This window comes from Agrobacterium sp. A3-95, assembly GCF_053521785.1.
The window spans coordinates 155,799-181,846 of record NZ_JBNWDR010000009.1 but is presented as its reverse complement, the minus strand read 5'-3'; the positions used below and the strand labels follow the sequence as shown (position 1 = coordinate 181,846).

Annotated in this window: 19 protein-coding genes; 6 read left to right on the top strand and 13 right to left on the bottom strand. The window is 60.1% G+C overall.

Going from position 1 to position 26,048, the window contains the following annotated elements; all coding sequences use genetic code 11:
* Window positions 1-3: 3 nt before the first annotated feature.
* Window positions 4-369, bottom strand: a complete 366-nt coding sequence (folB, locus tag ACQZ5Y_RS21915) for a dihydroneopterin aldolase (RefSeq protein ID WP_013636000.1) — start codon at window positions 367-369, stop codon at window positions 4-6.
* A 77-nt stretch (window positions 370-446) separates the two neighbouring features.
* Complete coding sequence (gene folP / locus ACQZ5Y_RS21910; protein WP_174049410.1) at window positions 447-1,232, bottom strand: dihydropteroate synthase; 786 nt, start codon at window positions 1,230-1,232, stop codon at window positions 447-449.
* Window positions 1,233-1,411: 179 nt separating this feature from the next.
* On the opposite strand from folP, the gene ACQZ5Y_RS21905 reads away from it, so the two are divergent.
* The gene (locus ACQZ5Y_RS21905) at window positions 1,412-2,038 is read left to right on the top strand and encodes a DUF922 domain-containing Zn-dependent protease (RefSeq protein ID WP_003512784.1); all 627 of its coding nucleotides are present in this window, start codon (window positions 1,412-1,414) and stop codon (window positions 2,036-2,038) included.
* A 308-nt stretch (window positions 2,039-2,346) separates the two neighbouring features.
* On the opposite strand, the gene ACQZ5Y_RS21900 is transcribed toward ACQZ5Y_RS21905, so the two are convergent.
* Both ACQZ5Y_RS21900 and ACQZ5Y_RS21895 read right to left on the bottom strand, forming a co-directional pair.
* Window positions 2,347-2,667 carry a 2Fe-2S iron-sulfur cluster-binding protein gene (locus tag ACQZ5Y_RS21900; protein ID WP_003512782.1) on the bottom strand — a complete coding sequence of 107 codons (321 nt, stop codon included), beginning with the start codon at window positions 2,665-2,667 and terminating at the stop codon, window positions 2,347-2,349.
* Window positions 2,668-2,794: 127 nt separating this feature from the next.
* Window positions 2,795-3,163, bottom strand: coding sequence for an Hpt domain-containing protein (locus ACQZ5Y_RS21895; protein ID WP_003512780.1), 369 nt, complete (start codon window positions 3,161-3,163; stop codon window positions 2,795-2,797).
* A 479-nt stretch (window positions 3,164-3,642) separates the two neighbouring features.
* On the opposite strand from ACQZ5Y_RS21895, the gene ACQZ5Y_RS21890 reads away from it, so the two are divergent.
* A complete protein-coding gene (locus ACQZ5Y_RS21890) occupies window positions 3,643-10,194 on the top strand; it encodes an apolipoprotein A-IV repeat region-like domain-containing protein (RefSeq protein ID WP_174049409.1) in 6,552 nt (2,183 codons plus the stop codon).
* A gap of 104 nt (window positions 10,195-10,298) precedes the next feature.
* Here the strand turns inward: ACQZ5Y_RS21890 and ACQZ5Y_RS21885 are convergent, their stop codons facing one another.
* Entirely contained in the window at window positions 10,299-11,216 is a 918-nt protein-coding gene (locus ACQZ5Y_RS21885) for a PhzF family phenazine biosynthesis protein (RefSeq protein ID WP_025593313.1), read from the bottom strand.
* 306 nt (window positions 11,217-11,522) lie between these two features.
* Here ACQZ5Y_RS21885 and ACQZ5Y_RS21880 point away from each other — a divergent pair, with 306 nt between their 5' ends.
* Window positions 11,523-12,296, top strand: a complete 774-nt coding sequence (locus ACQZ5Y_RS21880; protein ID WP_003512774.1) for an NAD kinase — start codon at window positions 11,523-11,525, stop codon at window positions 12,294-12,296.
* A gap of 21 nt (window positions 12,297-12,317) precedes the next feature.
* Window positions 12,318-12,818 (top strand): hypothetical protein, encoded by a 501-nt coding sequence (locus ACQZ5Y_RS21875; protein WP_174049408.1) that lies wholly within the window; start codon window positions 12,318-12,320, stop codon window positions 12,816-12,818.
* Between the two features lie 80 nt (window positions 12,819-12,898).
* On the opposite strand, the gene ACQZ5Y_RS21870 is transcribed toward ACQZ5Y_RS21875, so the two are convergent.
* From ACQZ5Y_RS21870 to ACQZ5Y_RS21855, 4 genes are all read right to left on the bottom strand, one after another.
* Window positions 12,899-13,369 (bottom strand): cysteine hydrolase family protein, encoded by a 471-nt coding sequence (locus ACQZ5Y_RS21870; protein ID WP_003512771.1) that lies wholly within the window; start codon window positions 13,367-13,369, stop codon window positions 12,899-12,901.
* Between the two features lie 73 nt (window positions 13,370-13,442).
* Window positions 13,443-14,574, bottom strand: a protein-coding gene (gene prfB / locus ACQZ5Y_RS21865) for a peptide chain release factor 2 (protein WP_097102382.1) whose coding sequence is annotated in 2 segments (ribosomal slippage) — window positions 13,443-14,504 and window positions 14,506-14,574 — 1,131 coding nt in all. Because the reading frame shifts where the segments join, the coding sequence is not laid out codon by codon here.
* Window positions 14,575-14,672: 98 nt separating this feature from the next.
* Window positions 14,673-17,117, bottom strand: coding sequence for a penicillin-binding protein 1A (locus ACQZ5Y_RS21860; protein ID WP_003512768.1), 2,445 nt, complete (start codon window positions 17,115-17,117; stop codon window positions 14,673-14,675).
* A gap of 326 nt (window positions 17,118-17,443) precedes the next feature.
* Entirely contained in the window at window positions 17,444-18,715 is a 1,272-nt protein-coding gene (locus tag ACQZ5Y_RS21855; RefSeq protein WP_025593308.1) for an N-acetylmuramoyl-L-alanine amidase, read from the bottom strand.
* A 645-nt stretch (window positions 18,716-19,360) separates the two neighbouring features.
* On the opposite strand from ACQZ5Y_RS21855, the gene ACQZ5Y_RS21850 reads away from it, so the two are divergent.
* A complete protein-coding gene (locus ACQZ5Y_RS21850; protein ID WP_174059857.1) occupies window positions 19,361-22,318 on the top strand; it encodes an Rne/Rng family ribonuclease in 2,958 nt (985 codons plus the stop codon).
* 206 nt (window positions 22,319-22,524) lie between these two features.
* On the opposite strand, the gene ACQZ5Y_RS21845 is transcribed toward ACQZ5Y_RS21850, so the two are convergent.
* The 3 genes from ACQZ5Y_RS21845 to ACQZ5Y_RS21835 form a co-directional block, all read right to left on the bottom strand.
* Window positions 22,525-23,229 carry an SDR family oxidoreductase gene (locus tag ACQZ5Y_RS21845; RefSeq protein WP_174049406.1) on the bottom strand — a complete coding sequence of 235 codons (705 nt, stop codon included), beginning with the start codon at window positions 23,227-23,229 and terminating at the stop codon, window positions 22,525-22,527.
* Window positions 23,230-23,376: 147 nt separating this feature from the next.
* Window positions 23,377-23,742 carry an antibiotic biosynthesis monooxygenase family protein gene (locus ACQZ5Y_RS21840; RefSeq protein ID WP_174049405.1) on the bottom strand — a complete coding sequence of 122 codons (366 nt, stop codon included), beginning with the start codon at window positions 23,740-23,742 and terminating at the stop codon, window positions 23,377-23,379.
* The gene (locus ACQZ5Y_RS21835; RefSeq protein ID WP_174049404.1) at window positions 23,739-24,065 is read right to left on the bottom strand and encodes an NIPSNAP family protein; all 327 of its coding nucleotides are present in this window, start codon (window positions 24,063-24,065) and stop codon (window positions 23,739-23,741) included. Before ACQZ5Y_RS21835 ends, ACQZ5Y_RS21840 begins: the two co-directional genes overlap by 4 nt.
* Before the next feature lie 74 nt (window positions 24,066-24,139).
* Between ACQZ5Y_RS21835 and ACQZ5Y_RS21830 the strand changes: the two genes are divergently transcribed.
* A complete protein-coding gene (locus ACQZ5Y_RS21830; RefSeq protein ID WP_038490782.1) occupies window positions 24,140-24,823 on the top strand; it encodes an ArsR/SmtB family transcription factor in 684 nt (227 codons plus the stop codon).
* Between the two features lie 30 nt (window positions 24,824-24,853).
* Here ACQZ5Y_RS21830 and ACQZ5Y_RS21825 read toward each other — a convergent pair whose 3' ends face one another.
* Entirely contained in the window at window positions 24,854-26,011 is a 1,158-nt protein-coding gene (locus ACQZ5Y_RS21825; protein WP_174049443.1) for a pyridoxal phosphate-dependent aminotransferase, read from the bottom strand.
* Window positions 26,012-26,048: the final 37 nt, after the last annotated feature.

Genomic DNA, 26,048 nt, shown 5'->3' with positions numbered 1-26,048 from the left:
CTGTCAGGCACGGTGTTCAACACTCACCTGCGCATAGTCGAGAATGCCGGGAACCGGCGCAGAGGGCTTGCGAACCGTGATACGCAGCCAGACAATCTGCGGATAACGCGCGCGCAGGGCCTTGGCGATATCGTTCGCGAGAGCCTCTATCAGGTAACGGCGCTGGCCGACGACGATCTTTTCGATAACGGCGAAGGCGACGCCATAATCGACGGTATTTTCGATATCGTCGGTTTCGAGCGCATTACCCGCTTCAACCTCCATCTCGGCATCGACGAAAAAGCGCTGGCCCAGCACCTCCTCCTGCTCGAGAAGGCCATGACGGGCGAAAAAGGAACAGTTTTTCAGAATAATGGTGTAGCGGCTCATCGCATCGCCTCCATGGCGGGGTTATACCGGAATAGCCGGCCTCTTTTAAGGCATGCGGCACTCCGGCATCTATTGATCTATGCATCGGGCCTTGCCGACGCTTTGGCAAGAACCGCGTCGGCAATTGCCAGCGCATCGCGTGTTGCGGCGACATTGTGCACGCGAAAAATCGCGGCACCCGCCAGCCTGAGGATCACTGTCGTCGCTGCTGTTCCGATATCGCGTTCGTGGGCCGCATCCCTGCCCGTCAGCGACCCGATGAACCGCTTGCGCGACGTCCCGGCCAGAACAGGCAGGTCAAACGCGGCAAGTTCGCCAAAGCGCGCCATCAGCTCGACATTTTCACGCTCGTCCTTGGCAAAACCGAAACCTGGATCGAGCACGATGGCGTCACGGGCAATTCCCGCAGCTTCCGCCATCTCAAGCGAACGATTGAGGAATTCGAACTGATCCTCGATAACATCGGCGCGCTTCTGCCTGTCGCGCCCGGTATGCATGATGCAGACGCCCGCGCGCGCGGCGGCAACCACACCCGCCATGTTCCCGTCCTTCTGCAGGCCGAAAACATCGTTGACAATATGGGCGCCCGCCTCGATCGCCAGCCTTGCCGTGGATGCGCGGTAGGTGTCGACGGAAATCAGAACATCAGTCTCGCGACGGAGCCGTTCGATAACCGGCAGCACGCGATCCTGTTCCTCACCCTCGGTCACCTCGGCCGCGCCCGGGCGGGTGGATTCGCCGCCGATATCGATGATATCCGCCCCCTCCTCGACACAGGTCAGGGCATGGGAAAAAGCCGCATCAACGGCAAGATAATGGCCGCCATCCGAAAAGGAATCGGGCGTCGCATTGACGATGGCCATAATACGGCCACGTCCATCAAGTTTCAGGGAGCGACCATGGGCCGCTTGCCACACATTGCTGCCGGCTGTTATCACGTAACACGCGCCTTTCGGGAATAACGGAGTGTTATGCCAATTCTTATAAGTTCCGCTCCGCCTATGCAGCAAACGTTTTTCAAGTTCAACCGGAAGGCCGGGTTATGACGATATCTTCACGTGCTCTTTGCGCCGTTTTCGCTGGCGCATTAGCCCTTTCCATGCCCGGATCGGCTTTTTCCGAAACCATCGTCAGCAAGACCTATTCCTATTTTTCGATCAGCGGTAAAACCGCCGCTGACCTCGACAAGCAGCTTTCCAAGCATGGCCCGCTGACGCGCAACACCGGCGCACGCCATCCCGGTGCCACCGAGATCAAATTCGGCGGCGAACTCACCTATGTCGAGAAAAACGGCATGTGCAGCGTTGGAAGCACCAAGGTGTTGCTGAACACCCGTATCCTCCTGCCGCAATGGAAAAACCGCCGCCGCACCACAGCGGAACTGGCCTTCATCTGGGATACGTTGCTTGCAGATATCAAGCGCCACGAGGAACGGCACGCGGAAATCGCCCGCACCCATGCCCGCTCGCTCGAAAGGCAACTGACGGCGCTTCGTCCGCAAAAAGACTGTGAAACGCTACAGGCAATGGTCGGCAAGATCACCCAGACCGTCATGGACGAGCACGACAAGGATCAGTTGAGGTTCGATATCGTGGAATCGAAAAACTTCGACGCGCGCATGACCCGGCTTTTGAAGAACCGGATTGAACAGGGCCAGAACCGGCGCTGAGCCGCCTTTCCGCCCATACTCCCCTGGACGCGAAACGCAACGCTAACATGACGTTACGTCATGTTCGATATCACCCGTGACTTCTCGTCATGGTGCGGTCGACGAGACTCATTGTAGCTTGTTCACATGGTTTTTAACGGTGGTGATCCGCAGGGGTCCGGCGTTCGAAACCACCTCCGGTTCTCCCGGTACGCACTTGAGGCTCGCAGGTGTTTCCTCCCTCGCTTGCATGCTGCGTACCCGCCTCGCCCCGCTCCCCGCTAACAGGTGAGCGGGGCTTTTTCTGTGGCATATAATGCGGCTTGCCGTCAGCCCTGACGTTCGGGAACGTGAACGACAAGGCCGTCAAGCTCGTCCTTCATCTTGATCTGACAGGAAAGACGCGAGGTAGGGCGTACTTCGAAGGCGAAGTCCAGCATGTCCTCTTCCATCGGCTCGGGTCCGCCGACGCGTTCCGCCCATGCGTCATCCACATAGACATGACAGGTCGCACAGGCACAGGCGCCGCCGCATTCCGCATCGATGCCGGGTATGGAGTTGCGCACGGCATTCTCCATGACGGTGGAACCGTTGCTTACGTCGAGTTCATGGGGCGTGCCATCAAAGGCAACAATGGTCAGTTTTGTCATGCCGGAGATCCAAAATGGTGTCTAAGAACTGTTCTAAACAAACACATAGAAAGGCCGGTTCGCCTTGGCAACCCGCTTCTCGCAGGCGCCAAGCGCAACCGGCCCTGTAAAACAGACTGGGTTCGCCTTAACGGCAGAGCTTGAGGATGAAATTTTCAGCTTCGACAATCGCTGCCGCAAGTCTGGCTACGGCCGCGCTATCGTTGCCCTTGTCCTCCACTGCCGCCGCCGCCGTGGAAACGGTGGAGGCACCAACCGCCTGCGCGGCCCCCTTCAGACGATGGGCAGTTGCCTTGACGGTCTTGTCGTCAGCGCCGGCCATTTCATGCAGGGCAGCACGGGCGTTACGGCTGAAGAGTTGCAGCACCTCGATTTCAAGTTCCTTGTCGCCCATCGTCTGGCGGGCGAGATGTTCGAAATCGATTGGTCTTGTCGCGGCGGCCGGCGCACCACCAAAATTATCCGGAGCTTCGAAAGCAATACTGACGGCTGCCATATCTGAAATTCCTTTGTCTCGCCGTTTCCTGTTTCGTGTCACATCTGTGTCGTATTTACGCATTGAAGCCGGTGCTATCAGCTTAAATTACGGCGTGACGCGGGCGAAAATCTTCTGCTATGGTTAATTTATGTTAAACTTATGCGAAACAAGGCGTTCAGCGTGAAACTCAGGTTTAAAAACTGTTAAAAAGCCGACACTTCGCTGCTGCGGCAAACCCGCATTAATTGTTTCGAACACCTAAATGTGTCACTACGGTACTGCCGTTCCGACGAGGCTTATGCTCAAGCTTTGTTATTCCGGCACAGTGATGTAATTTCGCCCGAAAGCTGGACCACCAGCAATTCGGGATTGTTAATGGCGGAATTGTTCTCTTTAACGGGATAATGTTCCGCTGGCATGATGGCGGCAGTCCATTTGCGGGTCGCAGATGGTCAAACGGCATGAAGCCGGGCGTATGTGTAACGAGGCGTAACCGCATGGCGAATAACAAGATCAGCGACTCTGTCGACGAGACTGCATTTCAGGCGTTGGAAGACGCCCTGCAGCTTGGTGCTTTCGAAGACAAGCCGGAATCGCGGAAGACGACAGCGCCAAAGCAGCCGGAGGCCAGATTGAAGGAAGCAAGCAGACAGACCCCTGCTCCCGAGGCCGCGCGCGCGCCTGCCGAACAGGCACCCAGATCCCCCAATCTGGAAGCTGCCAACGACGGCTCCAAGCGCAGCCCGGCCATGATCCTGAAATCGCTCGAAGGCGGCTCTATCGGCGGCGCGCTCAGAAACGCGACGATCATGTCGGTGATCTGGGCGCTCGGCGGCCTCGGCATCGCGCATCTTATCTACGGCAGTGCACTCTGGAACATCGGCTCGGTTGCCGATCTCGCCGCAATACCTGGGCTGATGGCGATCGTCGTCGGCATCGTCGTTCCGATCATGCTGTTCTTCGCCTTCGCGATCATGATGGCGCGTGCCCGCGATCTGCGCAACGCTGCCCGGTCGATGGCAGAAGTCGCCCTTCGTCTTGCCGAACCCGAAACTGTCGCGTCCGACCGGATCATGTCCGTCGGCCAGGCGGTTCGCCGAGAAGTCTCGGCCATGAACGATGGCATCGAGCGCACCATTGCCCGCGCGACGGAACTCGAAACGCTCGTCCATTCTGAAGTCAACGCGCTTGAGCGCAGCTATGCAGACAATGAACTGCGCGTGCGCAGCCTCGTGCAGGAACTGAGCGCCGAGCGTGACGCCATCGTCAACCATGCGGAGCGCATCCGCTCCTCCATCGTCGGCGCGCAGGAACAGATCAAGGAAGAGCTTTCCATCGTCGGCGAAGAGCTTTCGATGCGGCTTTCCACCACCGGCGAGGCCTTCGCCTCGATGATCGACACACGCTCGGCCGCGCTGCTCGAAAAATCGCGCGCCTCGACCGAGGCGATGGGCAGCCTGATTGCCGCCAAGACCGAAAACCTGCTTCAGGCACTCAATTCCTCGGGCGCAACGCTATCGAGCGAATTCGACATGCGTCTGCACAACCTCACCTCGACGCTGGACGAGCGCGGCGAAGTGCTGCTGGAACGCTTCGCGATCCACGCCTCGACGCTGGACAGCGGCGCGGAAAGCCTCAACAGCGCACTCGAGGAACGCACCCGCCAGCTCAACGAGACCCTTTCCACCCGCACACTCGAACTCAACCGCAATATCGATCGCGGCCAGCAGATCATCGGCGGTTCGCTGGATAACGTGCTCGACAAGCTGTCCACGACGCTTGAAGAAAAAGGCCTGTCCTTCCGCCAGAGCCTGCAAAGCACGGCTGATGACGCGATCATGGATCTCGATCTTCGCTCCGGCCTCTATGAAGAACGCCTGCAGGCGACGGTCGGTCAGGTCAACTCCGCCTTCGACGAACATGTGGCGGACTTCGCCAGTGCCTTCGACCAGCGCGCCGGCAGCCTCGACAGCAAGCTGATGGAGAGCCTCGCCCGGATCAACGAAACGGTTGCCGGCGGCTCCGAAGCCCTCGACACCATGCTGACCAGCGGACTTGAGCGCATCGGCAACACCATGACCGATCAGTCGCTTGCACTTGCAACCGCACTGGGCACCGGCCAGGAAATGCTCGAAAGCGCGCTTGAGACCCGTACCCGCGCGTTCAGCGACGCAATCGGCCAGCGCACCGCTGAAATCACCGATGCCTTCGCCAATTCGCACGAGAAGATCGACGGCGTGCTGGCGGAGCGCAGCAATGCTCTGTTTGGCGCGCTTTCGGCAAGCCAGGACCGTTTCGACGAGGCGCTTGCCAGCCGTTCGCTGGCCATTACCGGCTCGGTCTCCGGCACGGCGGAACGTCTAGCCGCGATGCTTGAGGAGCGTGCGGCCGCAATCAACAGCGTCGTTGCCGATGTCGAGCGCCGTCTTTCGGAAACGCTCGAAACCCGCGCCGCCGCCATCACCGGCGCCGTTTCCGGCATCGAGGACCGCATTTCCGATACGCTGGAAAGCCGCACGGCTGCCCTGCACGACGTCGTATCCGGCGCGGAAAACCGTATTGCCGAGACGCTGGATGGCCGTACGGCCGCTCTTTCCAGCGCCATTTCCGGCGTCGAGGAACGCATCGCCGACACGATGGACAGCCGCACGCTGTCGCTCGACATGACCTTCGCCAACGTCGAGGAAAGGCTGTCGGAAACGCTCGACAACCGTACCTCCGCTCTGTCCGGCATTGTGGCAAGTGCCGAAGAGAGGATTGCGGGCGCACTCGACAGCCGCACGTCCACCTTCGGCGACGTGGTTGCCGGTGCCGAGAGCCGTATCGCGGAAACGCTTGATGGTCGCACGGCAGCACTCAACGCCGTCGTTTCGGGGGCTGAAGAACGCATTGCGGATGCACTCGACAGCCGCACCATGGCACTCGACATGGCGTTTTCCGGTGCCGAGGAAAAAATTACCGAAGCGCTCGATACCCGCACCGCCGTCCTTGGCGAATTGGTGGCCGGTGCAGAGACCCGTATCGCAGAAACGCTTGATGGCCGCACGGCGGCGCTTAACGCCGTCGTCTCCGGCGTTGAAGAACGCATTGCGGATGCACTCGACAGCCGCACCATGGCATTTGACATGGCGTTTTCCGGCGCCGAGGGAAAAATTACCGAAGCGCTCGATACCCGCACCGCCGTTCTTGGCGAATTGGTGGCCGGTGCCGAGACCCGCATTGCCAGCGCACTCGACAGCCGCACGGCTTCGCTCAAAAATGTCGTATCCGGCGCGGAAGAGCGGATCACGGACGTGCTCGACAGCCGCACCATGGCGCTCGACCTGAGCTTCTCCGGTGTCGAGGAAAAGATCGCCGACATCCTCGACGGACGCACTGCTGCGCTTCACTCGGCGGTTTCCGGGGTCGAAGATCGTATTGCCGATGCCCTGGACAGCCGCACTGCCGCCCTTTCCGGCATTGTCTCCAGTGCGGAAGAACGCATCGCGGACGCGCTCGATAGCCGCACCATGGCGCTCGACATGACGATTTCCGGCGTTGAGGAGCGTATCTCCGAGGCGATGGATGCCAGAACCGCATCACTGTCGCTCGCGGCCGCAGGCGTCGGCCAGCGACTGGAATCGACGGCTTTCACGCTCGAAAACGCACTTGCCAGCGGCCACGAGCGGCTGGAGACCATGCTCGGTTCGCAGGCCGAACGCATTGCCGGTTCGCTTGAGCGCAATAGCGGCCTGATCGAGCAGAGCGTCTCCGGCGCGGCCAGCCGCATCGAAAGCGTCGTGGAAGACGGCAGCAGCCGTTTTGCGCAGACGGTGGAAGAAGGCGTCTCCCGCCTCGAAAACAACCTCTCGCAATCGCATGAAGACATCCGTACCGCGCTCGAGCAGCGCCAGGCGGATATCGCCGCGACGTTGAGCTCAGCCACGACCCAGATGGGCGACATGCTCTCCGAGCAGGCGATGATGATCGGCACCACCGTTGCATCCAGCGCCAGCATGCTCGAACTCTCGCTCGAAACCCAGCAGGAGACGTTGCAGAAGGCCATAGACGGCAGTGCAGCCACGCTGGAACAGCGTCTTCGCAACAGTGCCGGCGATATTGCCGTCAAGATCGGTGAGGCCGCCCGCGAAATCGGCGGTGCGACCGATGCTCTCTCCTCGCGGATCGAAACCTCGATCGGAAGCGTCACGGGCAGGCTCGACGAGACCGGCACCCGCATCGAGACTTCGCTCGGAGCGCTGCAGGAGCGTGTGTCGAGCGATCTCGGCAACGTCAACACGTCGATCGAGGATGCCGGACGTCGCTTTGCCGACGCGCTGGAAGACAAGACAGCCGCCTTCGCCCGCACCAGCGACGATGCTGCTCAACGTATCACCGGCATTCTGGACGAGCAGACGATACGGGTTGCCGACACGTTCGAAAGCCGCACCAGCCGTCTGGCGGAAACCTTCGATGCCGGTTCGGCCCGCATCGATGAACGCCTCGGCACCATGGACCGCGCGCTGACGATCGGCCTCGAAAACGTCAACCGCACCATCGAAGGCAAGGCGAGTGAGCTTGCGGTCGGCCTGCGTGGGGCGGTCATTTCCGCCACCCAGAGCATCGACGAAGAAGCCGTTCGCTCCACTGCCCTGCTTGCGAAAACCGGCTCGGAATTCGCCGAACAGGTGCAGGCGCAGAACGACGCTTTCACCAAGGCGATCGAAGAACGCTCCGGCGAGATCGTCAACCGCATCTCGGATGCACAGACGCGCCTGTCCGGCCAGGCGGCAGCCGTCGCCCAGACCTTTTCCGAGGCGGGCAACATCATCGTCAACAAGGTTGCCGAGGCCGAAGCGGTCGTGCGCTCGCAGGTGGGCGTCATTTCCGAGACCCTGACCGGTGTCGAATCCGCTCTCGATGCACGCGGCGAATCCATCCGCTCGGCGCTGGACAACCGCACTCGCGAACTCAACTCGATGCTGGCCAGCCGTTCTGCTGAACTTTCGCGCCTGATCGAAGAGAAGGCAAAGCCTGTCGTCGACGAATACGCCACCATCGGTCGCGAAGCCGCCGAAAAGATCGTCTCCGCCGCCCAGCAGAGCGCCGAACTTCTGTCGCAGAGCAACAGCGGCATGGTCGGCATGGTGGAACAGGCGATCAGCGATTATGCCAATGCCGGAAGCGAGGCAGCAAGCAAGCTTGTCGCGGCAACCCGCCAGAGCACGGACATGCTGTCGCAGACGCATACGGCCATGGCCGACGCCGTCGAAGAAGGTATCGACAAATACACCCGCACGGGAAGCGATGTGGCAAACAAGCTTGTCGCCGCCACGCGCCAGAGCACGGATATGCTGTCGCAGACCCATAACAGCATGGCCGAAATCGTCGAAAAGTCGGCAAACAACTTCAACTCTGCGGTTGAGCGCGCCGCGCAGGAATTCGGCACGGCCGACGAAGCGTTGAACGCATCGGCCACCCGCTTCGCCGAATCCGCCTCGCAGGCCGCCGACATGGTGTCCAGCTCCAGCCGTCTGCTTGAAGGAAAGATCGATCGTCTGTCGAATATTTCCGGCCAGACACTGGCGCAGGTTGCTGGCATCGTCGGACGTTTCGAGGAACATTCGAAGGTTCTCAGCCAGGCGTCCGAACTGCTCAATGCCGCGCAGTCGAGCCTTGTCGGTACGCTGGAAGAGCGTCAGGATGCACTTCGCAGCCTGTCTGTCGGACTAGTCAAGCGTTCCGAGGAAATCGAAACCGCCATGCGCGGCGTCGTCAGCGTGGTGGAAACCACGCTCAACGAGGCCGAGGAACGTTCGCAGAACGTCGCCGGCAACCTGCGTGACAATCTGCAGGCATCCTTCTCCGATATCGGCCGTTCGCTCGACGAGACGGAACAGCGCGCCCGCTCGGCAGCACAGACCATGCGGGGCGCCCTGCTCGCCGCTGGTCAGGATGCCAGCCGTTCGATCGAGAGCACGCTTTCCGACGCGCAGAAATATTCCGACGAGTTGGTCAACCGCCTGCGTGGCGGTGTCGAATCCTCGCTTTCGGAAGTCGACAACCTGCTCGGCAGTGCCTCGGAAAAATCGAATGCCGCCGCCGCCAACCTCAAGGAAACGCTACGTCAGGCAGTTGAGGAAGCTGTCAGCCGTTTTGCCGGCGCGACGGACGAAATCCGCCGCTCCAGCCACGATATCCGCCGCGAGCTGGATGCTACCCGTGCCGAACTGAAGCGCGGCGCGTTCGACCTGCCGGAAGAGGCCAAGGAAAGCGCCGCAGCGATGCGCCGCGCCGTTTCCGAGCAGATCAAGGCCCTGCAGGATATTTCCCAGCTTGTCGGTCGCTCGACCCAACAGATGGAAGTTTCCGAACCCGTCGCCCGCGCCATTGCAGCGACCCAGCCTGCCGCTGAACGCCGTGTCGAAGCGCGTCCGCAGCCGGCAGCAGCCACGCCGGCACAGCCACCACGCCCGGCTCAGCCGCAGCCGGCAGCCGCACCCGCCTTGCGTGGCACCTTGCCGCTTGAGAACCGCCAGGTCGAAAACCGTCAGGCGCCTGCCCCGTCCCAGGCGGCTGCAGCGCCTGCCGCACGCCGCGAAGAAGGCGGTGGCTGGATCAGTGATCTTCTGCGCGGTGCCTCGCAGGAATCAGCCGCCGCTTCCGCACCCCGCGCAAGCGGCGATCAGCAGCCGACCCGTGCTGCCGATACCCGCAATCCGCGTCACATGGTGGAATCGCTGAACTCGCTGTCCGTCGACATCGCCCGCGCGATCGACCACGATGCCTCGGTGGAACTGTGGCGCCGGTACCAGCGCGGCGAACGTGACGTCTTCACCCGTCGCCTCTATACGCTGAAGGGCCAGACGACGTTTGACGAGATCAAGCGCAAATACGAGCGGGAGGCCGAATTCCGCACCGCCGTGGACCGCTACATCACCGATTTCGAAAAGCTGCTCGCTGATGTCGCCCGCACGGACCGTGACCGGACAGTCACCCAGTCCTACCTCACCTCCGATACCGGCAAGGTCTACACGATGCTTGCCCATGCGGCGGGTCGGTTCAACTGATCTCTGGTTAAGACCAGAAACAATAAAACCCCGGTCATGGCCGGGGTTTTTCTTTTTGGTCGGCAGGTAGCTTTTTGACTGTAGTTCAGTCGCTCACGTTGAAATCAGATCTCGAACGTACCCGATGCTACACGGACCGCGTGGCCACCGATGCGGGCGCGGGCGATTTCGTTGTCCTTGATGTCCATGCGCAGATGGATGTGGGAAGGACGTTCCATCTCCACGCCCTGCTCTATCAAGAGCGGATAGTGACCGTCTGTCAGGCCGTCGAAATGATGGATTGCACCGGAAAGGGCGGCGGCGGCGGAACCGGTGGCGGGGTCTTCCGAAATCCCCATTTCCGGGGAAAACATACGGGCATGGAACTTTGCCGCGTGATTGACGCCGCCGCGACAGTAGATATAGGCCGCCGTCAGGCGCCCCTCCACCAGCGGTGCGGTGCGCAGCCAGAGATTGGCGTCGAAATCCATTTCGCTGATAGCGGCAATATTGTGCAGCGGCACGAGCAGGAACGGCACACCGGCCGTCCAGATCGACGGTACGTGGTTCTCAAAGCCTAGATGGCCTTCGCTCACGCCCAGCGCATCGGCAAGTGCGGCATGATCGAGCGGCAGGGTGACGCGGGACGATTTGCGCGGCAGGTCGAATTCGGCGAAGCTGACCGCACCGGCGCGCATTTTCACCGCACAGCGGACCGGACCCACCTTTTCCTCCAGCACACAGACCATATCGATATCGTCGTCACCTTCATTGCGATTGCGCTCGGCAATCGCAATCGCTGCGCCAACAGTCGGGTGGCCCGCGAAAGGCAACTCGCCCGAAGGCGTGAAGATACGCAGCGAAGCCGCGTGGGCCGGGTTGCCCGAGCGGTTGACGAAAACGGTCTCGGAGAGGTTCATTTCTCTGGCTATCGCCTGCATCGTCACTTGGTCGAGGCCATCCGCGTCATACATGACCGCCAGCGGATTTCCCGCCATTTTGGTCTCGGTAAAGACATCGTAGATATTGTAATTCAGCACCACGCCCGTCTCCTGCCACTCGCCGTTCCGCTTGTTTCGCGCAAGTTGCCTCACGTCGCGCCGCATCGCAACCCTTGTCGAAGGCCGGAAACCAAGAAGCTGTGGACCGCACGCGGGTAAACCCGCCTGCTGCGAACGCCTGTCCGCTGGAAAGGCCTTGTCGCCTGCTGCCGTCTTCATGTACCAAGGATGCGTCTTGTGGCTTGCGATCGACCGTTTTATCGACGTTTGGAGATTATGAGCTGCTTCAACAGGTTACAGCATCGTCCGCATATCGATTCCGGTATGCGTCTTTGCCGAGGGAAGCGAATGTCGCATTCTAACTGTTCACTATCCTTCGTCGCCTCCGCAACCGAGGAGGCGCAGAGGGCGCTGGAGGAGCTGAAAGGCGCTTACGGCAACACGCCCTTCGACGAGGCGGAAGTGATCGTGGCGCTCGGCGGCGATGGCTTCATGCTGCAAATTCTCAACGAAACGATGAATTCCGGCAAGCGGGTCTATGGCATGAACCGGGGATCGGTCGGCTTTCTGATGAACGACTACCGGGTAGACGGCCTGGTCGAGCGTATTGCGGTGGCGACCGGCAATGATTTTCATCCGCTGCGCATGACGACGACGGATTCCGACGGCGATGAATTTACGGCGCTTGCCATGAACGAGGTCAGCCTGTTCCGGCAATCGCATCAGGCCGCCAAGCTTCGTGTCGAGGTGGACGGCAAGACGAGGCTTGAAGAGTTGATTTGCGACGGCATGATGGTTGCGACACCGGCAGGATCGACAGCTTATAACTTCTCAGCCCATGGACCGATCCTGCCGTTGGAATCACCGCTTCTGGCGCTCACGCCCGTCAGCGCCTTCCGGCCAAGGCGTTGGCGCGGCGCACTTTTGCCCAACAAGGTGACGGTCGATATTCACGTTCTGGAGCGCGACAAGCGTCCGGTGAACGCGGTCGCCGACCATACGGAGGTGAAATCCGTACGGCATGTGCGGATTGCGCAATCGCAGGACAGGACGGCCAGAATTCTCTCGGACCCAGACCGTTCATGGTCAGACCGCGTACTCGCCGAACAATTCAACAATTGACGCCAACCACTGATGATGGCCATGCCCCTGAAAAAACCTCTTCTCGCCGCCCTGATTTTCGCCGCCACAGCGCTACCCGTGCGGGCGCAAACGGAGGCCATCGACAACTTGCCGGTATCGGCGATCTTCGTTGTCAGCAGCGGCATGTGGGAAGAGCATAATCTTGAGCCGGTGAAAGGTCCTGACGGCCAGTTGCGGCCGCCGCCAGCGACGCCCACACGCGGTTATTACAAGGTGGTTGCAATCCGCCAGGGCGATGGCACCGCTAAAGTCTATCTGCAGCGCATCGCCACTACCGCAAACGGACCGAACCTTCTCGAAAACATCGAGCTGGAAGAGTTCAACCAGATGAAGTCCTACGTCACGGATATTCGCCCCGAAAGCTCAAACGGTGCATCGGCCTCGCCCGGCCTGTTTGTGACCGTCTATCTGAAAACCGATCCGCAGATCAGGGAAGCGGAAAGCTGGACGATCCTGATCGACGAACTCGGCGAGATGAAGATCGAAAAGGCCTCGAACTGAGGGCGAGAGAACGTCGGTTTGAACGGAATCGTTGGAGGTTCTCTACCTCCTGGATTATACGCAGTTTTACTGGAAACTCTCTACGCGTTAAGCTCATGCGGCCCGGCCAGAACCGCACCGAAATGATGTTTCCATAGTCTGGCGCCGAGTTCGCCGCTGCGATCTAGGCTGGAGCCCACCGTCAGCCATGGCAGAAGCGTGGGATGAAGCCCCGCATCGAACAGGGCAAAACCCGCAGCCAGTACGCAGGTATCGGCCTGAATGCCGCAGACCAGCACCCTGTCGAGCTTTAGAGACAGGAGGTGGTCAATAGCCGCCCTTGGCGGCGCGTAGCCGTGCTTTATGAAAATCCAGTCCGCCGCAACCAGCGAGCAGTCGTCCCTGCCCGGCTTCCAGCCAAGTTGCCGCTCGAAAGGCGTGACGCTTTCATCATGGCGCTCGACGCTGGCAACGCTTGGCATGGTGGCGGCCAGCGCGGATATGTCCGCCACAAGCGCGGCCGGCGGATTGAAGCTCGGCTGAACGTCGACGATGTAAAGCGCCTGTTTCATGCATCTCCTCCAACGAAAAACCCCTCGCAATGGATTTGCGAGGGGTGATTTTTTCAAGCGACGCTGTGACGCGTCAGTCGATATCAGCCACTTCCACGTCTGCGCCGCCGCTGATGCGGTGCGCGAGGGCCGCTTCCATGAACTGGTTCAGATCGCCATCCAGCACGTTGCCGGGTGCGGTGCTTTCCACGCCGGTGCGCAGGTCCTTGATCAACTGGTAGGGTTGCAGAACGTAGGAACGGATCTGGTGGCCCCAGCCGATATCCGTCTTGGATGCGGCCTGAGCGTTTGCCGCATCTTCCCGCTTTTGCAGTTCCACCTCGTAGAGACGGGCGCGCAGCATGTCCCACGCCTTGGCGCGGTTCTTGTGCTGGGAACGCTCCTGCTGGCAGGCCACGGCAATACCGGTCGGTATGTGGGTAATACGCACGGCCGAATCGGTGGTGTTGACGTGCTGGCCGCCTGCACCGGACGAACGATAGGTATCGATGCGGCAATCGCTCTCATTGATGTCGATCTGGATCGAATCATCGACCACTGGGTAAACCCAGACGGAGGAGAACGATGTGTGGCGACGCGCATTGCTGTCATAGGGCGAGATGCGGACGAGGCGGTGTACGCCCGATTCCGTCTTCAGCCAGCCGAAGGCATTGTGGCCCTTGACGAGGATCGTCGCGGACTTGATGCCGGCCTCTTCGCCGTCATGAACTTCCAGCACTTCAACCTTGAAGCCTTCGCGGTCAGCCCAGCGGGTATACATGCGCAGCAGCATGTTGGCCCAGTCCTGGCTTTCCGTACCGCCGGCGCCGGAATGAACTTCGAGATAGGTATCGTTGCTATCAGCTTCACCGGAAAGCATGGCTTCCACCTGACGGCGGTTCGCCTCGCTCCTCAGCGCCTTCAGCGCATCTTCGGCGTCCTTGACGATCTCGTCGTCGCCTTCCATCTCGCCGAGTTCGATCAGCTCGACATTGTCCTTGAGCTGCTGCTCAAGCGCCTTCACGCCATTGATGCTGTCATCCAGCTGCTGGCGCTCGCGCATCAATTTCTGCGCTTCGGTGGCATCGTTCCAGAGGGTCGGGTCCTCTGCCTTGTTATTCAACCAGTCCAGTCGTCTTATCGCCTGGTCCCAGTCAAAGATGCCTCCTCAGCAGGCTTATGGCCTGCTTGATTTCGTCGACTACGTTCACAATTTCATTGCGCATTTCGCTGGTTCTTCGCCTTCAATTAAACTGGTAGCTCAAATAAATGCGGGGGGCGCGGATGTAAAGACCCGCGCCCCCCGCCAAACATAAGACTGGTATCAATAAAGACCGCCGCCACCGCCGGTGATGGCCTGCTGGGCCTGTGGCGAGGTCTTCAGAATATCCTCCTGCGACATGCCTTCCGCGCCGATCACCGAGAAGGTATCGGCCGGGCCGGTGCCCGGCTTGAAGGCTTCCATGATCGTATCAGGTTCGCCTTCCGAAGCGGCCATGCCGGTCTTGCGGTTGACGGCGATGAACTTCATGCCTTCAGGCACGATGAACTTGCTCGGTTCAAGGTGCTTGGCCGCATCGGCGATGAACTCGCCGAAGATCGGTGCCGACAGCGAACCACCGGTGCCGCCGCGCCCAAGCGGTGCGGGCGAATCGAAGCCGATATAAAGACCGGCAACCATGTCCGGCGTGTAACCGACGAACCAGGCGTCCTTTTCATCGTTGGTGGTGCCCGTCTTGCCAGCAACCGGCAGATCGACCTTGATCTTGCCCGCCGCCGTGCCGCGCTGCACGACACCTTCAAGCATGGAGGTCGTCTGGTAAGCGGTCATCGGGTCGAGAACCTGCTCGCGGTTATCAACGATGACCGGCTCGTCCTGATTTTGCCAGCTGGTGGCGTTGCAGCCCTCGCAGGCACGCTCCTCATGCCGGAAGATCGTCTTGCCGTAACGGTCCTGGATGCGGTCGATCAGAGTCGGCTTGATCTGCTTTCCACCATTGGCGATCACAGAATAGGCCGAGACCATGCGCATGATGGTTGTTTCACCCGAACCGAGCGACATTGCCAGAAGCGGCGGCATCTTGTCGTAGATGCCGAAGCGTTCGGCATATTCAGCCACCAGATTCATGCCCATGTCCTGCGCCAGACGCACTGTCATGAGGTTACGGGATTTTTCGATGCCTAGACGCAGGGTCGAAGGACCAGCGGAACCCCCGCCGTAATTCTGCGGCTTCCAGACCTGGCCGCCCGAAACAACCTCGATTGGCGCGTCGAGAATGACCGAGGCCGGGGTATAGCCGTTGTCGAGTGCAGCCGCATAGATGAACGGCTTGAAGGAGGAGCCGGGCTGGCGCATCGCCTGCGTGGCGCGGTTGAATTCCGACTGCGCATAGGAGAAGCCGCCGACCATGGCCAGAACGCGGCCAGTGTGCGGATCCATCACCATCATGCCGCCCTGCACCTTCGGGGGCTGGCGCAGACGATATTCGTTGCCGGAACCGGACAGCGGCTGTGCGTAAACGACGTCACCAACAGCCAGAACGCCAACCGGCGACTTAGCCGTCGGCTTTTTGCCTGTTGCATCGCGATAGGCCCAACGCATGTTTTCAGCGGAGATATGGCCGCGTGTGCGCTTGTCGCCATCCTCGGCATCGGGGTCGACCTGCACGCCAATATCGATGCCATCGGCAGCAACGGCGAGGACAACTGCGATCTTCCATTCGGGAACGTCGCGAAGGCCCTTTACCTTGGCGAGCGCTGCAGTCCAGTCACCGGTTGTCTCGATCTTTTCGACGGGTCCGCGGAAACCGCGACGCTCGTCATATTGCACCAGACCGTCCTGAAGCGCCTTGCGCGCCTCCATCTGGATCTGCGGATCGAAAGAGGTGCGAACCGAAAGGCCGCCTTCAAGAAGCGCCTGCTCGCCGTATTTCTCGACGATCTGGCGGCGGACTTCCTCGGCGAAATAGTCAGACGCGAAGATATGCGCGCCGCCACGGCGCAGATTGACGCCAAGCGGCTGCTTCTTTGCGTCCTCGGCATCGCCGACCGTGATGTAGCCGTTCTCGGCCATGCGGTCGATCACCCAGTTGCGGCGTTCCAGCGCCGCCTTCTCGCGGCGGATCGGATGGTAGTTGGCCGGGCCCTTCGGCAGCGACGCGAGATAGGCGGTTTCCGCGATCGTCAGTTCGGTGACCGATTTGTTGAAATAGGTGAGTGCCGCACCGGCGATACCGTAGGAATTCAGGCCGAAAAAGATCTCGTTGAGATAAAGCTCGAGGATCTTGTCCTTGGAATAGGTCTGCTCAATGCGGAAGGACAGAAGCGCTTCCTTGAGCTTGCGGTCAAAGGTCTGGTCGTTGGTGAGCAGGAAGTTCTTCGCCACCTGCTGGGTGATTGTGGACGCGCCGACCGGACGACGGCCGGAGCCGATATTCTGGAGGTTGACGAGAACGGCACGGCCGAGACCCCAGATGTCCACACCCGGATGGTTGTAGAAATTCTTGTCTTCCGCCGAAAGGAAAGCTGCCTTCACACGGTCCGGGATAGCCTGGATCGGCAGGAACAGGCGCTTTTCATGGGCGTATTCCGCCATGAGCGCGCCGTTGCCGGCGTGCACGCGGGTCGTCACCGGCGGCTCATAAGTGCTCAGAACTGCGTAATCCGGCAGGTCCTTCGTCACGCCGTGCAAATAAATTGCACCGGCGGCGGCGGCGCACAGGAAGAGTACGCTGGCCAAGCCGAAAAAATATCCAATCAGTCTGATCATACCAAGCTACCGATAATTCGAATCGTAACCATCAACGCCCGATGATACGGGCGCATCCTTGCATATCGCGTGCCGTTTTGCACACCATACCTTCGATGACAAGCCGGAACGACAGCATTCGCTGATATGTTACCGGGCCGACTGCCGCAATTGCGGTTCCAGCCGCAATGGCGGATCACCACAGAATCCGCTTCCGCAATAACGCGGCGAATGTGAGTAAAATAGGGCTTCACCAACCTAATCGTCCGCAAGGCCCAAGAATTGAACAGCTTTTCGGCAGCAAGGGGCACGGCGACAACTGGGGCGCCGCTGACCTGCCCGGCCCGTCAGCCGCCGTTCGCCATGGCCTTGGTGCGGTATCGTCCGACCGCAGTTGCAAGCGTATCGGCGACCTTCTTGCGCCATTCCGCATCAAGAAGCAGTTTTTCATCTTCCGGATTGGAGAGAAAGCCGAGTTCCAGCAACACCGATGGCACGTCATGGGCGCGCAGCACCATGAAACCGGCATAACGATGCGGATTGTTGATGAGGCCGACCTGTCCCTCGAAGGACGATACAATATTTTCTGCCAGCGTCACCGAAAAGGCCTGCGTTTCGCGCCGGGTGAAATCGAGAAGGATATCGGCCACCTCAGGCGGCTCGCTGGAGGCTGCCACACCGGCAATCTGGTCGGACTTGTTTTCGCGCTCGGCCAGCTCCTGCGCCCTGCGGTCTGAGGCGCGGTCTGACAATGTATAGACGGTCGCGCCCCGGATGCCCTTCTGCTTCAGTGTATCGGCGTGCAATGAAATAAACAGGTTGGCATTATTCTGCCGGGCGATCGTCACCCGTTCGGACAGAGCGAGAAACGTGTCGGAATCACGCGTCAGGAACGCCTTGATGCCGGGCTCCCGGTTCATCCGCTCCACAAGTTCCTTGGCAAAGGTCAGCGTGATGACCTTTTCCTCCGTGCCGGTTACGCCGCCGGAAGCGCCGGCATCGATGCCGCCATGGCCGGCATCAACTGCGATGACGAAATCCGTCTGCCGCGATGTCTTGTCGTCAGGCGTGATCGCCGCTGTCGAGACCGGCGCCGGGGCGCGCCATTGCTGCTCTTTCACCAGTTCGGCGAATTTGGCCTTGGTGGTAATCTCCGCATCCAGGACGAAACGGAACGATGTGCCGTCCTCGCCCTTCTTGGTTTCGGCAACCGCCACCTGAACCGGTTTTTTTGCCGTCAGCACGATGCGGGCGCTGTCTTGCCCCATGCTACCGAAGCGAATGTCCGAGAAAAGGCCAGTTGGCGCCAGAGCCGATGCGGGGAACGCAAAATTCACCGCCGGAAAGTCCACGACGATGCGGGCGGGCGAATCGAGATAGTGAATGTCGAATTCCGGCTCCTCGGCAAAGTCGAGAACGATGCGCGTGCGCGCCTCGTCGCCGATGATGCGTGCCTGATTGGCGATGAGCGGCTCCACGGCGAAGGCCTGTGGAACGCAGGAGACGAATGCGGCGACCGAAAAGACAACCGGCAAGACAAGGGCACCCGCAAGCCGCGCGATTCGCGCGCCAAGCGGCCCTGCCCCATCGAATATCGCTGCGCTGCGCGTGAAATTCATGGTCTTCAAGAAATTCCGTATTTCAGTCATTTTTCATAAATGGTGCGGCAAAGTGCCGGGAACGTCGTAATTTCGGCCACGCCGGACACGTGTTTGTGCGTTTGCGCCCCACAATCGCAGGCGTTGGTGAACCAATTGTTAACCCGGAAATTCCACCAACAATATGGCATATTTAGCCAGCCTATTGCTATTATGACAGAGAAAACATACAACAAGGATGAGGGTTAAAAGTGTTGACGGGATAGATGCCCGCCGGCTGCCAATCGAAAAAGACGCTGGCGCTGCAAAACGGGCAATCATCTGCCGTCGTTACATTTATCCTGAAACTGGATCAATTCCGGCCGTGGCCGGAGACCTACCCGGTGGCAATGCCACCGCTGCTCTGAGGAGAGCAAATTCATCGGACCCCAAGGGGTCTATATATTATTGTCGTTCCGCCTGGCCAATGATGTCGCAGCAGTTTTCATATGAACCGGATACCAGGAGCAGGCCAAGCGCCTCGCCGTCGGTCCGGATGCTGCCAGTTTACAGAGGCCCGGCTGGAGACTTCATTTCCGGCACATCCTTGCACTCATATGAAAGGCTCGTCCGTGTGGCGGGCCTGTTCTCGTATAAAACAAGGCTGCGCCGAGGAGCACAGCTTACATGGCAGACAAAATGCTTATCGACGCCTCCCACGAAGAGGAGACACGCGTAGTCGTTGTCCGTGGGAACCGGATCGAGGAATTCGACTTCGAATCGGAGCACAAGAAACAGATCCGCGGCAATATCTACCTTGCCAAGGTCACGAGGGTTGAGCCCTCCCTTCAGGCGGCCTTCGTCGATTACGGTGGAAATCGCCACGGGTTTCTCGCTTTTGCGGAAATCCACCCTGACTATTACCAGATCCCGCTCGCCGACCGTCAGGCGCTCCTCAAGGCGGAAGCCGAGGATCATCGCCGCAGCGACGACTTTGAATCGGCTGACGCCCCCGAGCCCGGCGCACCGGCTGTCGATCTGTCGCAGGCGGACCAGCCGGATGTCGGCATCGTTGCCGTCAGCGAGACGACTGACGCCGTGGTCGTGGACGAAACCGTTGCCGCTGCCGCTGCCGAAGAGGTATCCGAAGATGTGACTGCTGTGGCCGTCGAGGTCGTTGCTGAAGAAGCACCGAAGAAGCGTACCCGCCGCCCCCGCGCCAAGAAGAAGGTAGCGGAAGAAGAAGCCGTTTCCGACACCACTGCTGAGGCCTCTTCCGAAGAAGACGGCAGCACGGGCGGCGAAATGGCTGCCATGGTAGATACAGATACGATTTCCGAGGAAGTCGAGGGTCTTCGCCGTGGCAATGACGATGATGACGACGACGATGATGACGATCATCACGAGAAGGAAGTGATTGAATCCGTCGGCGCCGAAGACGCCATGGAAGAGGTTCCCGATCGCGTTGCCCGCAAGCCGCGCAAGCAGTACCGCATTCAGGAAGTCATCAAGCGCCGTCAGATCCTTCTCGTGCAGGTTGCCAAGGAAGAACGCGGCAACAAGGGTGCCGCACTCACCACCTATCTGTCGCTTGCCGGCCGTTATTCCGTGCTGATGCCGAATACCGCACGCGGCGGTGGCATTTCCCGCAAGATCACCCAGCCGACCGACCGCAAGCGCCTGAAGGAAATCGCGCGCGATCTGGAAGTTCCGCAGGGCATGGGCGTCATTCTGCGTACCGCAGGCGCCAACCGCACCCGCGTCGAGATCAAGCGCGACTTCGAATATCTGATGCGCCTGTGGGAAAACGTCCGCACGCTGACGCTGAACTCCACGGCCCCCTGCCTCGTTTACGAGGAAGGCTCGCTCATCAAGCGTTCGATCCGCGATCTCTATAACAAGGATATCAGCGAGATCATCGTTTCGGGCGAAGAAGGCTACCGTGAAGCAAAAGACTTCATGAAGATGCTGATGCCGAGCCACGCCAAGGTGGTTCAGCCTTACCGCGACATCCACCCGATCTTCTCGCGCTCGGGCATCGAAGCCCAGCTCGACCGCATGCTGCAGCCGCAGGTTACGCTGAAATCGGGCGGTTACCTCATCATCAACCAGACGGAAGCTCTGGTTGCCATCGACGTGAACTCCGGTCGTTCGACCCGCGAGCATTCCATTGAAGAAACGGCGCTGACGACCAATCTGGAAGCGGCGGAAGAAGTGGCTCGCCAGCTGCGTCTTCGCGACCTTGCCGGTCTTGTTGTCATCGACTTCATCGACATGGAAGAAAAGCGCAACAACCGCTCCGTCGAGAAAAAGCTCAAGGACTGCCTGAAAAACGACCGGGCGCGCATCCAGGTCGGCCGTATCTCGCATTTCGGTCTTCTGGAAATGTCGCGCCAGCGCATCCGCGCTTCGGTGCTGGAATCGACCACGCAGGTCTGCCAGCATTGCGGCGGCACGGGTCACGTTCGCTCGGAATCCTCCATCGCTCTGCACGTGCTGCGCGGCGTTGAGGAATATCTGCTGCGCAACACGACCCACAACATCACCGTGCGCTGCACGCCGGAAACGGCTCTCTATCTGCTCAACCACAAGCGCGGCACGATTGTCGATTATGAAGGCCGCTTCGGTGTGGCGATCATCATTGCGGCCGATGCCGGCGTCGGCGCGCAGCATTTCGCCATCGATCGTGGCGAAGCGGTTGAAAATCCGGTGAAGATCGAAAGCCTTATCCAGATGCTCCCGAGCTTCGTGGAAGAGGAAGACGATTTCGTTGTTGAGGTGGAAGAGGACGAAGAAGAGGAAGAAATCGTCAAGGCGCAGGCCAGCGAGCCGCGCCAGCAACAGCAGCAGGGCGACAATGGTGAAGACGGCAAGCGCAAGCGCAAGCGTCGTCGTCGCCGTCGTGGCAAGGGCGGACAGAACGACCAGAACGGTGCAGTTGATGCGCAGGCTGGGGATGACACCGGCGCTGATGATGCGGACGACGAAGATGGCGTCGAAACCGATGAAGCCGCAGACGACACTGATGAAAACGGTGTGAACGAAGCTGCAAGCTCTGATGAAGAAGGCAAGCGCAAGCGTCGCCGTCGTGGCAAGCGTGGCGGCCGTCGCAACCGTGCTGAAGACGAGGCTCTCGATGCCGCAGGCAATGAGTCCGGCGAAGAAGGCGAAACGGAAGGCGAAGGCGAAGAGGTTTCCGCCGCAGCATCCGTAACCGAAGTGCCTACCGCTGCCGAAGTGGTGGAAGGTGTGGTTGCCGACGTTGTGGAAGCGGAAGCCCCGAAGAAACCGCGCCGCACCCGCAAGGCGAAGGCCAAGACCGAAGACGTACCGCCGGCTGAAGCGGCACCGCAGGCTGAAGTCGCGGCCAAAACCGTTGAAACGGTCGAGCCGGTGATCGTCGAGCCCACAGTCGTTGTGGAAACCGTCGTCGATGTCGCCCTCGACGAAGTGGGTGAAGCCTCGGCCGATCTGGGTTCGGAAGCGGTAGCACCCGCGACGGAAGAAAAGGTTCGCGCGAACCGGGGCAGCAATGTCTCGAATTCGGAGCCGGTCGTGACCTCGTCGGGCACGCCCGCCAACCCTGACGGCGACGAGCCGAAGCCGCGCAAGGGCGGCTGGTGGCAGCGCAAAGGCTTCTTTTGATAGAAGACACTGAAACGAAAAACGCCCGCAACCATGTTGCGGGCGTTTTGGTTTGTTGGCGGATGTTAAGTTTATCTCATGCCGTAATCGATCCGGCATCCAGCCACGGCGCGTCTGCGCCGTGAAAGAAATCTCTCGCGATCAAGGACTAGACCGCGTTGGCAAAGGACCAAGTCCGGGGTGACGGAAGCCCGATATGCCAATCGTCAAACAGACCGTGTCAGACCACCATCGACGCGGATGTTCTGGCCGGTGATGTAACCCGCACCTTCCGAGGCGAGGAAGGCAACTGTTGCGGCTATCTCCTCGCTCGTTCCATAACGCTGCATCGGCACACCCTGGCGGCGCTCTTCCGTGGCTGGCAGGCTATCGATCCAACCGGGCAGAACATTGTTCATGCGCACATTGTCGACCGCATAGGTATCGGAAAAAATCTTGGTGTAGGAAGCAAGGCCGGCGCGGAACACTGCAGAAGTCGGGAACATGCTGCTCGGCTCGAAAGCCCAGGCAGTCGAGATGTTGATGATCGACCCGGCTTTCTGTTTCACCATGAATGGAGCCACAATCCGTGTCGGGCGGATGACGTTCATCAGGTAGACATCGAGACCCGTGTGCCATTGCTCATCGGTGATATCGAGGATGGAGGCGCGCGGGCCATGGCCTGCACTGTTCACGAGAATGTCGATACGGCCGAATTTTTCGAGCGTCAGCTCCACCAGTCGATTGAGATCGTCGTTGGACTGGTTGGAGCCGGTGACGCCGATGCCGCCCAGTTCCTTCGCCAGCGCCTCTCCCTTGCCGGAGGACGACAGGATCGCGAGCTTGTAACCATCAGCGCTTAGACGTTTCGCCACGGCCGCGCCCATGCCGCTGCCGCCTGCCGTCACAATCGCCACTTTTTCTACCGACATCGTTCTTCTCTCCATGTCCAATCGGGCGGACCGCCGCGTGGCAGCCCTTCTCCATCCATAACCCGCTCCTTCTATAGCGGGTTTTGGCAGCGAGTTCGAACCAGAAAGCCTTGGACCGGCTTGAAGAAAAACTGATCTGAAGGCCCGTCAACGCCGCACTTGATCATCCGCCGCATGGGCCTGTCTGCTGTCGATCGGGGCCTCCTCCCTCTCCTTCAAACCATAGTCCCGCATCACGGTGGCGATACGCAGGCGGTAATTGCAAAAGACGCCGGACCGTCCCAGCGACTGTGCTGCGCGATGCGACGCGGTGTTGCGCCATGCCTTCACCGCCTCCTCATCCCTGAAGAATGACAGCGAAAGCATCTTGTCGGGATTGCTGATGCTCTGAAAGCGTTCGACGGACATGAATCCGTCGATGGTTTCGAGCTCGGCGCGCAGGCTGGCGGCAATATCGAGATAATGCTGTTTTTCGCCCTCAGCCGGCCAGACCTCGAAGATGACGGCGATCATCGTCCGCCCCCGCCATGCGGCGCAGATGCCAGCCTCAGGAACAGCCTGTCCTCGCGGCGGATGAATTGCTCGCGCCGGGCGAATTCATAATTTTCCTGCCCTGCCGGATCGGCGGCAAGTCGCGCCCGGTAGGCTTCGTACGCGGCAAGGTTTTCGATGTTATAGACGCCGTAGGCAATAGTGCTCGATCCCTCTTTCGGCGCGTAATAGCCGATCAGATCGGCGCCGCAGCGCGGTATCGCCTCACCCCAGTTGCGGGCATATTGATCGAAAGAATCGACCTTGAAGGGGTCGATCTCGTAACGGATGAAACAGGTCAGCATCGTCGGTCTCCTCGTGTTCTGCCTTGCCTGTCTACGCCATTGCCTCACATCAATGCTTCGGCTATCATCGAACTATGAAAGACGGACCCTTGATCGCAAATGTCGCCGCCCTGATCGGCGACCCCGCCCGCGCCAACATATTGACGGCGCTGATGGACGGACGCGCGCTGACAGCAAGCGAGCTTGCCGAAGCCGCCGGCGTGACACTGCAGACTGCTAGCGGGCATCTGTCAAAACTCTCCGACGCCCAATTGCTCAAAGCGGAAAAACAGGGGCGGCATCGCTATTTCCGGCTTTCCGACGCGGATGTGGCGCAGGTTCTTGAAGCGCTGATGGGACTTGCGCAGCGCACCGGGGCCGTGCGCGTGCGTACCGGACCAAAGGACACCGCGCTTCGCGAGGCGCGCATCTGTTACGATCATCTGGCCGGAGAAAGCGGCGTGGCACTGCTTTCGACTATCACCGCAAAAGGTCTCGTAACGTCAGGCGACGATCCCGCACTTACGGATAGCGGGCGGGATTTCTTCTCGAGCTTCGGCATTGATCTTTCGCCGCTGGAAAAGGCAAGGCGCCCGGTTTGCCTGCATTGCCTGGACTGGAGCGAACGTCGTCACCACCTCGGCGGCGGGCTCGGCGCATCGCTTCTGAAAGCCATGCAGCAGCGCGACTGGCTGCGGCAAGGAAACGGGCGCGTGCTGACCTTCACCACAAAGGGTGAAAAGGCCTTTGCCAGCACCTTCGGTTGTTCGCCCGCGTGATCCCCGCCAAGGGGAGAAGAACCCGAGGGCTTATTTCAGCCAGCCAGCAATGCGCCCAACGGCCTCGGCAATATCCGACACCGAACCCGCATAGGAAATGCGCAGCGCCCTGTGGCCCTCCTCTGGATCGAAATCCATGCCGGGCGTCGCCGCCACGTCGATTTCCGCCAGCATGCGTTTGGCGAAATCCATGCTGTCATTGGAAAAGCGGCTGGTATCGACATAGGCGTAAAATGCTCCATCCATGGGAGATGCTAGCGGCAGGCCGATTTCCGGAAGGCGCGTCATCAGGAAATCGCGGTTGGTGCGGTAGCTTTCCCGGTAGACGTCGAGTTCCTCCGCCGCCGAAAAGGCTGCGGTTGCCGCCAGCTGGGATAGTTCCGGCGGTGAAATATACAGGCTCTGAGCAAGACATTCGACCGGACGGACGAGATTTTCCGGCAGGACCATCCAGCCGATGCGCCAGCCGGTCATGCAATAATATTTCGAGAAGGAATTGATGACGACGGCATTGTCGGTGAGTTCGAGCGCGCTCGTTTCCTCGCCGACGAAAGTCAGGCCGTGGTAGATCTCGTCGGAAATGAAGGCGATATCCCGGCTTTCACAATAGTTTGCCAGCCGTTTCAGCGCTTCGCGGCCGGTGACCGTGCCGGTTGGGTTGGCCGGGCTTGCCAGGAGCACGCCCTTTAACTTGCAGCCCGCCCTGGTTTCCGCCCGCTCGAGGCTGGCAGGCGTCAGCGTATAGCCGGTTTCCGCCGTTACCGGCACTTCCACGACATTGAGGCCAAGCGCTTTCAAGATATTGCGATAGGCGGGATAACCGGGCCTTGCGATCGCGACATGATCACCGGCATCGAAAAGGCTGAGGAAGGCGAGGTTGAAAGCGGCAGAAGACCCGGTGGTAACGGCAATGCGCGCCGGATCGACGATAACCTGGTGGCGCAGACGGTAGTGGCCGGCAATCGCTTCGCGCAATTCACGCATGCCCAGCGCATCGGTATAGCCGATCCGCCCATGCTTCAGCGCCTCCTGCGCGGCCGCCAGAGAGGCTTTCGGTGCGGGATGGGAAGGCTGGCCGACCGCCATGGAAATGACGGGGCGTCCCGCCTGCCGTCGCCGGTTCGCCTCCGCCAGAATATCCATGGCGTGAAAGGGTTCGACTGCGCTCCGCTTCGACATCGTTATCAAGGGCATGCTCTTTCCTGAACCGTATTTCAGAGACTTG

Coding starts and splice junctions, on each gene's coding strand:
- ACQZ5Y_RS21890 (WP_174049409.1), top strand. CDS start 3,643: ATGGCGAATAACAAGATCAGCGACTCTGTCGACGAGACTGCATTTCAG.
- ACQZ5Y_RS21895 (WP_003512780.1), bottom strand. CDS start 3,163: ATGGCAGCCGTCAGTATTGCTTTCGAAGCTCCGGATAATTTTGGTGGT.
- ACQZ5Y_RS21875 (WP_174049408.1), top strand. CDS start 12,318: ATGCCCCTGAAAAAACCTCTTCTCGCCGCCCTGATTTTCGCCGCCACA.
- folB (WP_013636000.1), bottom strand. CDS start 369: ATGAGCCGCTACACCATTATTCTGAAAAACTGTTCCTTTTTCGCCCGT.
- ACQZ5Y_RS21855 (WP_025593308.1), bottom strand. CDS start 18,715: ATGAATTTCACGCGCAGCGCAGCGATATTCGATGGGGCAGGGCCGCTT.
- ACQZ5Y_RS21830 (WP_038490782.1), top strand. CDS start 24,140: ATGAAAGACGGACCCTTGATCGCAAATGTCGCCGCCCTGATCGGCGAC.
- folP (WP_174049410.1), bottom strand. CDS start 1,232: ATGGCCATCGTCAATGCGACGCCCGATTCCTTTTCGGATGGCGGCCAT.
- ACQZ5Y_RS21860 (WP_003512768.1), bottom strand. CDS start 17,117: ATGATCAGACTGATTGGATATTTTTTCGGCTTGGCCAGCGTACTCTTC.
- ACQZ5Y_RS21840 (WP_174049405.1), bottom strand. CDS start 23,742: ATGATCGCCGTCATCTTCGAGGTCTGGCCGGCTGAGGGCGAAAAACAG.
- ACQZ5Y_RS21880 (WP_003512774.1), top strand. CDS start 11,523: ATGTCGCATTCTAACTGTTCACTATCCTTCGTCGCCTCCGCAACCGAG.
- ACQZ5Y_RS21870 (WP_003512771.1), bottom strand. CDS start 13,369: ATGAAACAGGCGCTTTACATCGTCGACGTTCAGCCGAGCTTCAATCCG.
- ACQZ5Y_RS21835 (WP_174049404.1), bottom strand. CDS start 24,065: ATGCTGACCTGTTTCATCCGTTACGAGATCGACCCCTTCAAGGTCGAT.
- ACQZ5Y_RS21845 (WP_174049406.1), bottom strand. CDS start 23,229: ATGTCGGTAGAAAAAGTGGCGATTGTGACGGCAGGCGGCAGCGGCATG.
- ACQZ5Y_RS21900 (WP_003512782.1), bottom strand. CDS start 2,667: ATGACAAAACTGACCATTGTTGCCTTTGATGGCACGCCCCATGAACTC.
- ACQZ5Y_RS21850 (WP_174059857.1), top strand. CDS start 19,361: ATGGCAGACAAAATGCTTATCGACGCCTCCCACGAAGAGGAGACACGC.
- ACQZ5Y_RS21905 (WP_003512784.1), top strand. CDS start 1,412: ATGACGATATCTTCACGTGCTCTTTGCGCCGTTTTCGCTGGCGCATTA.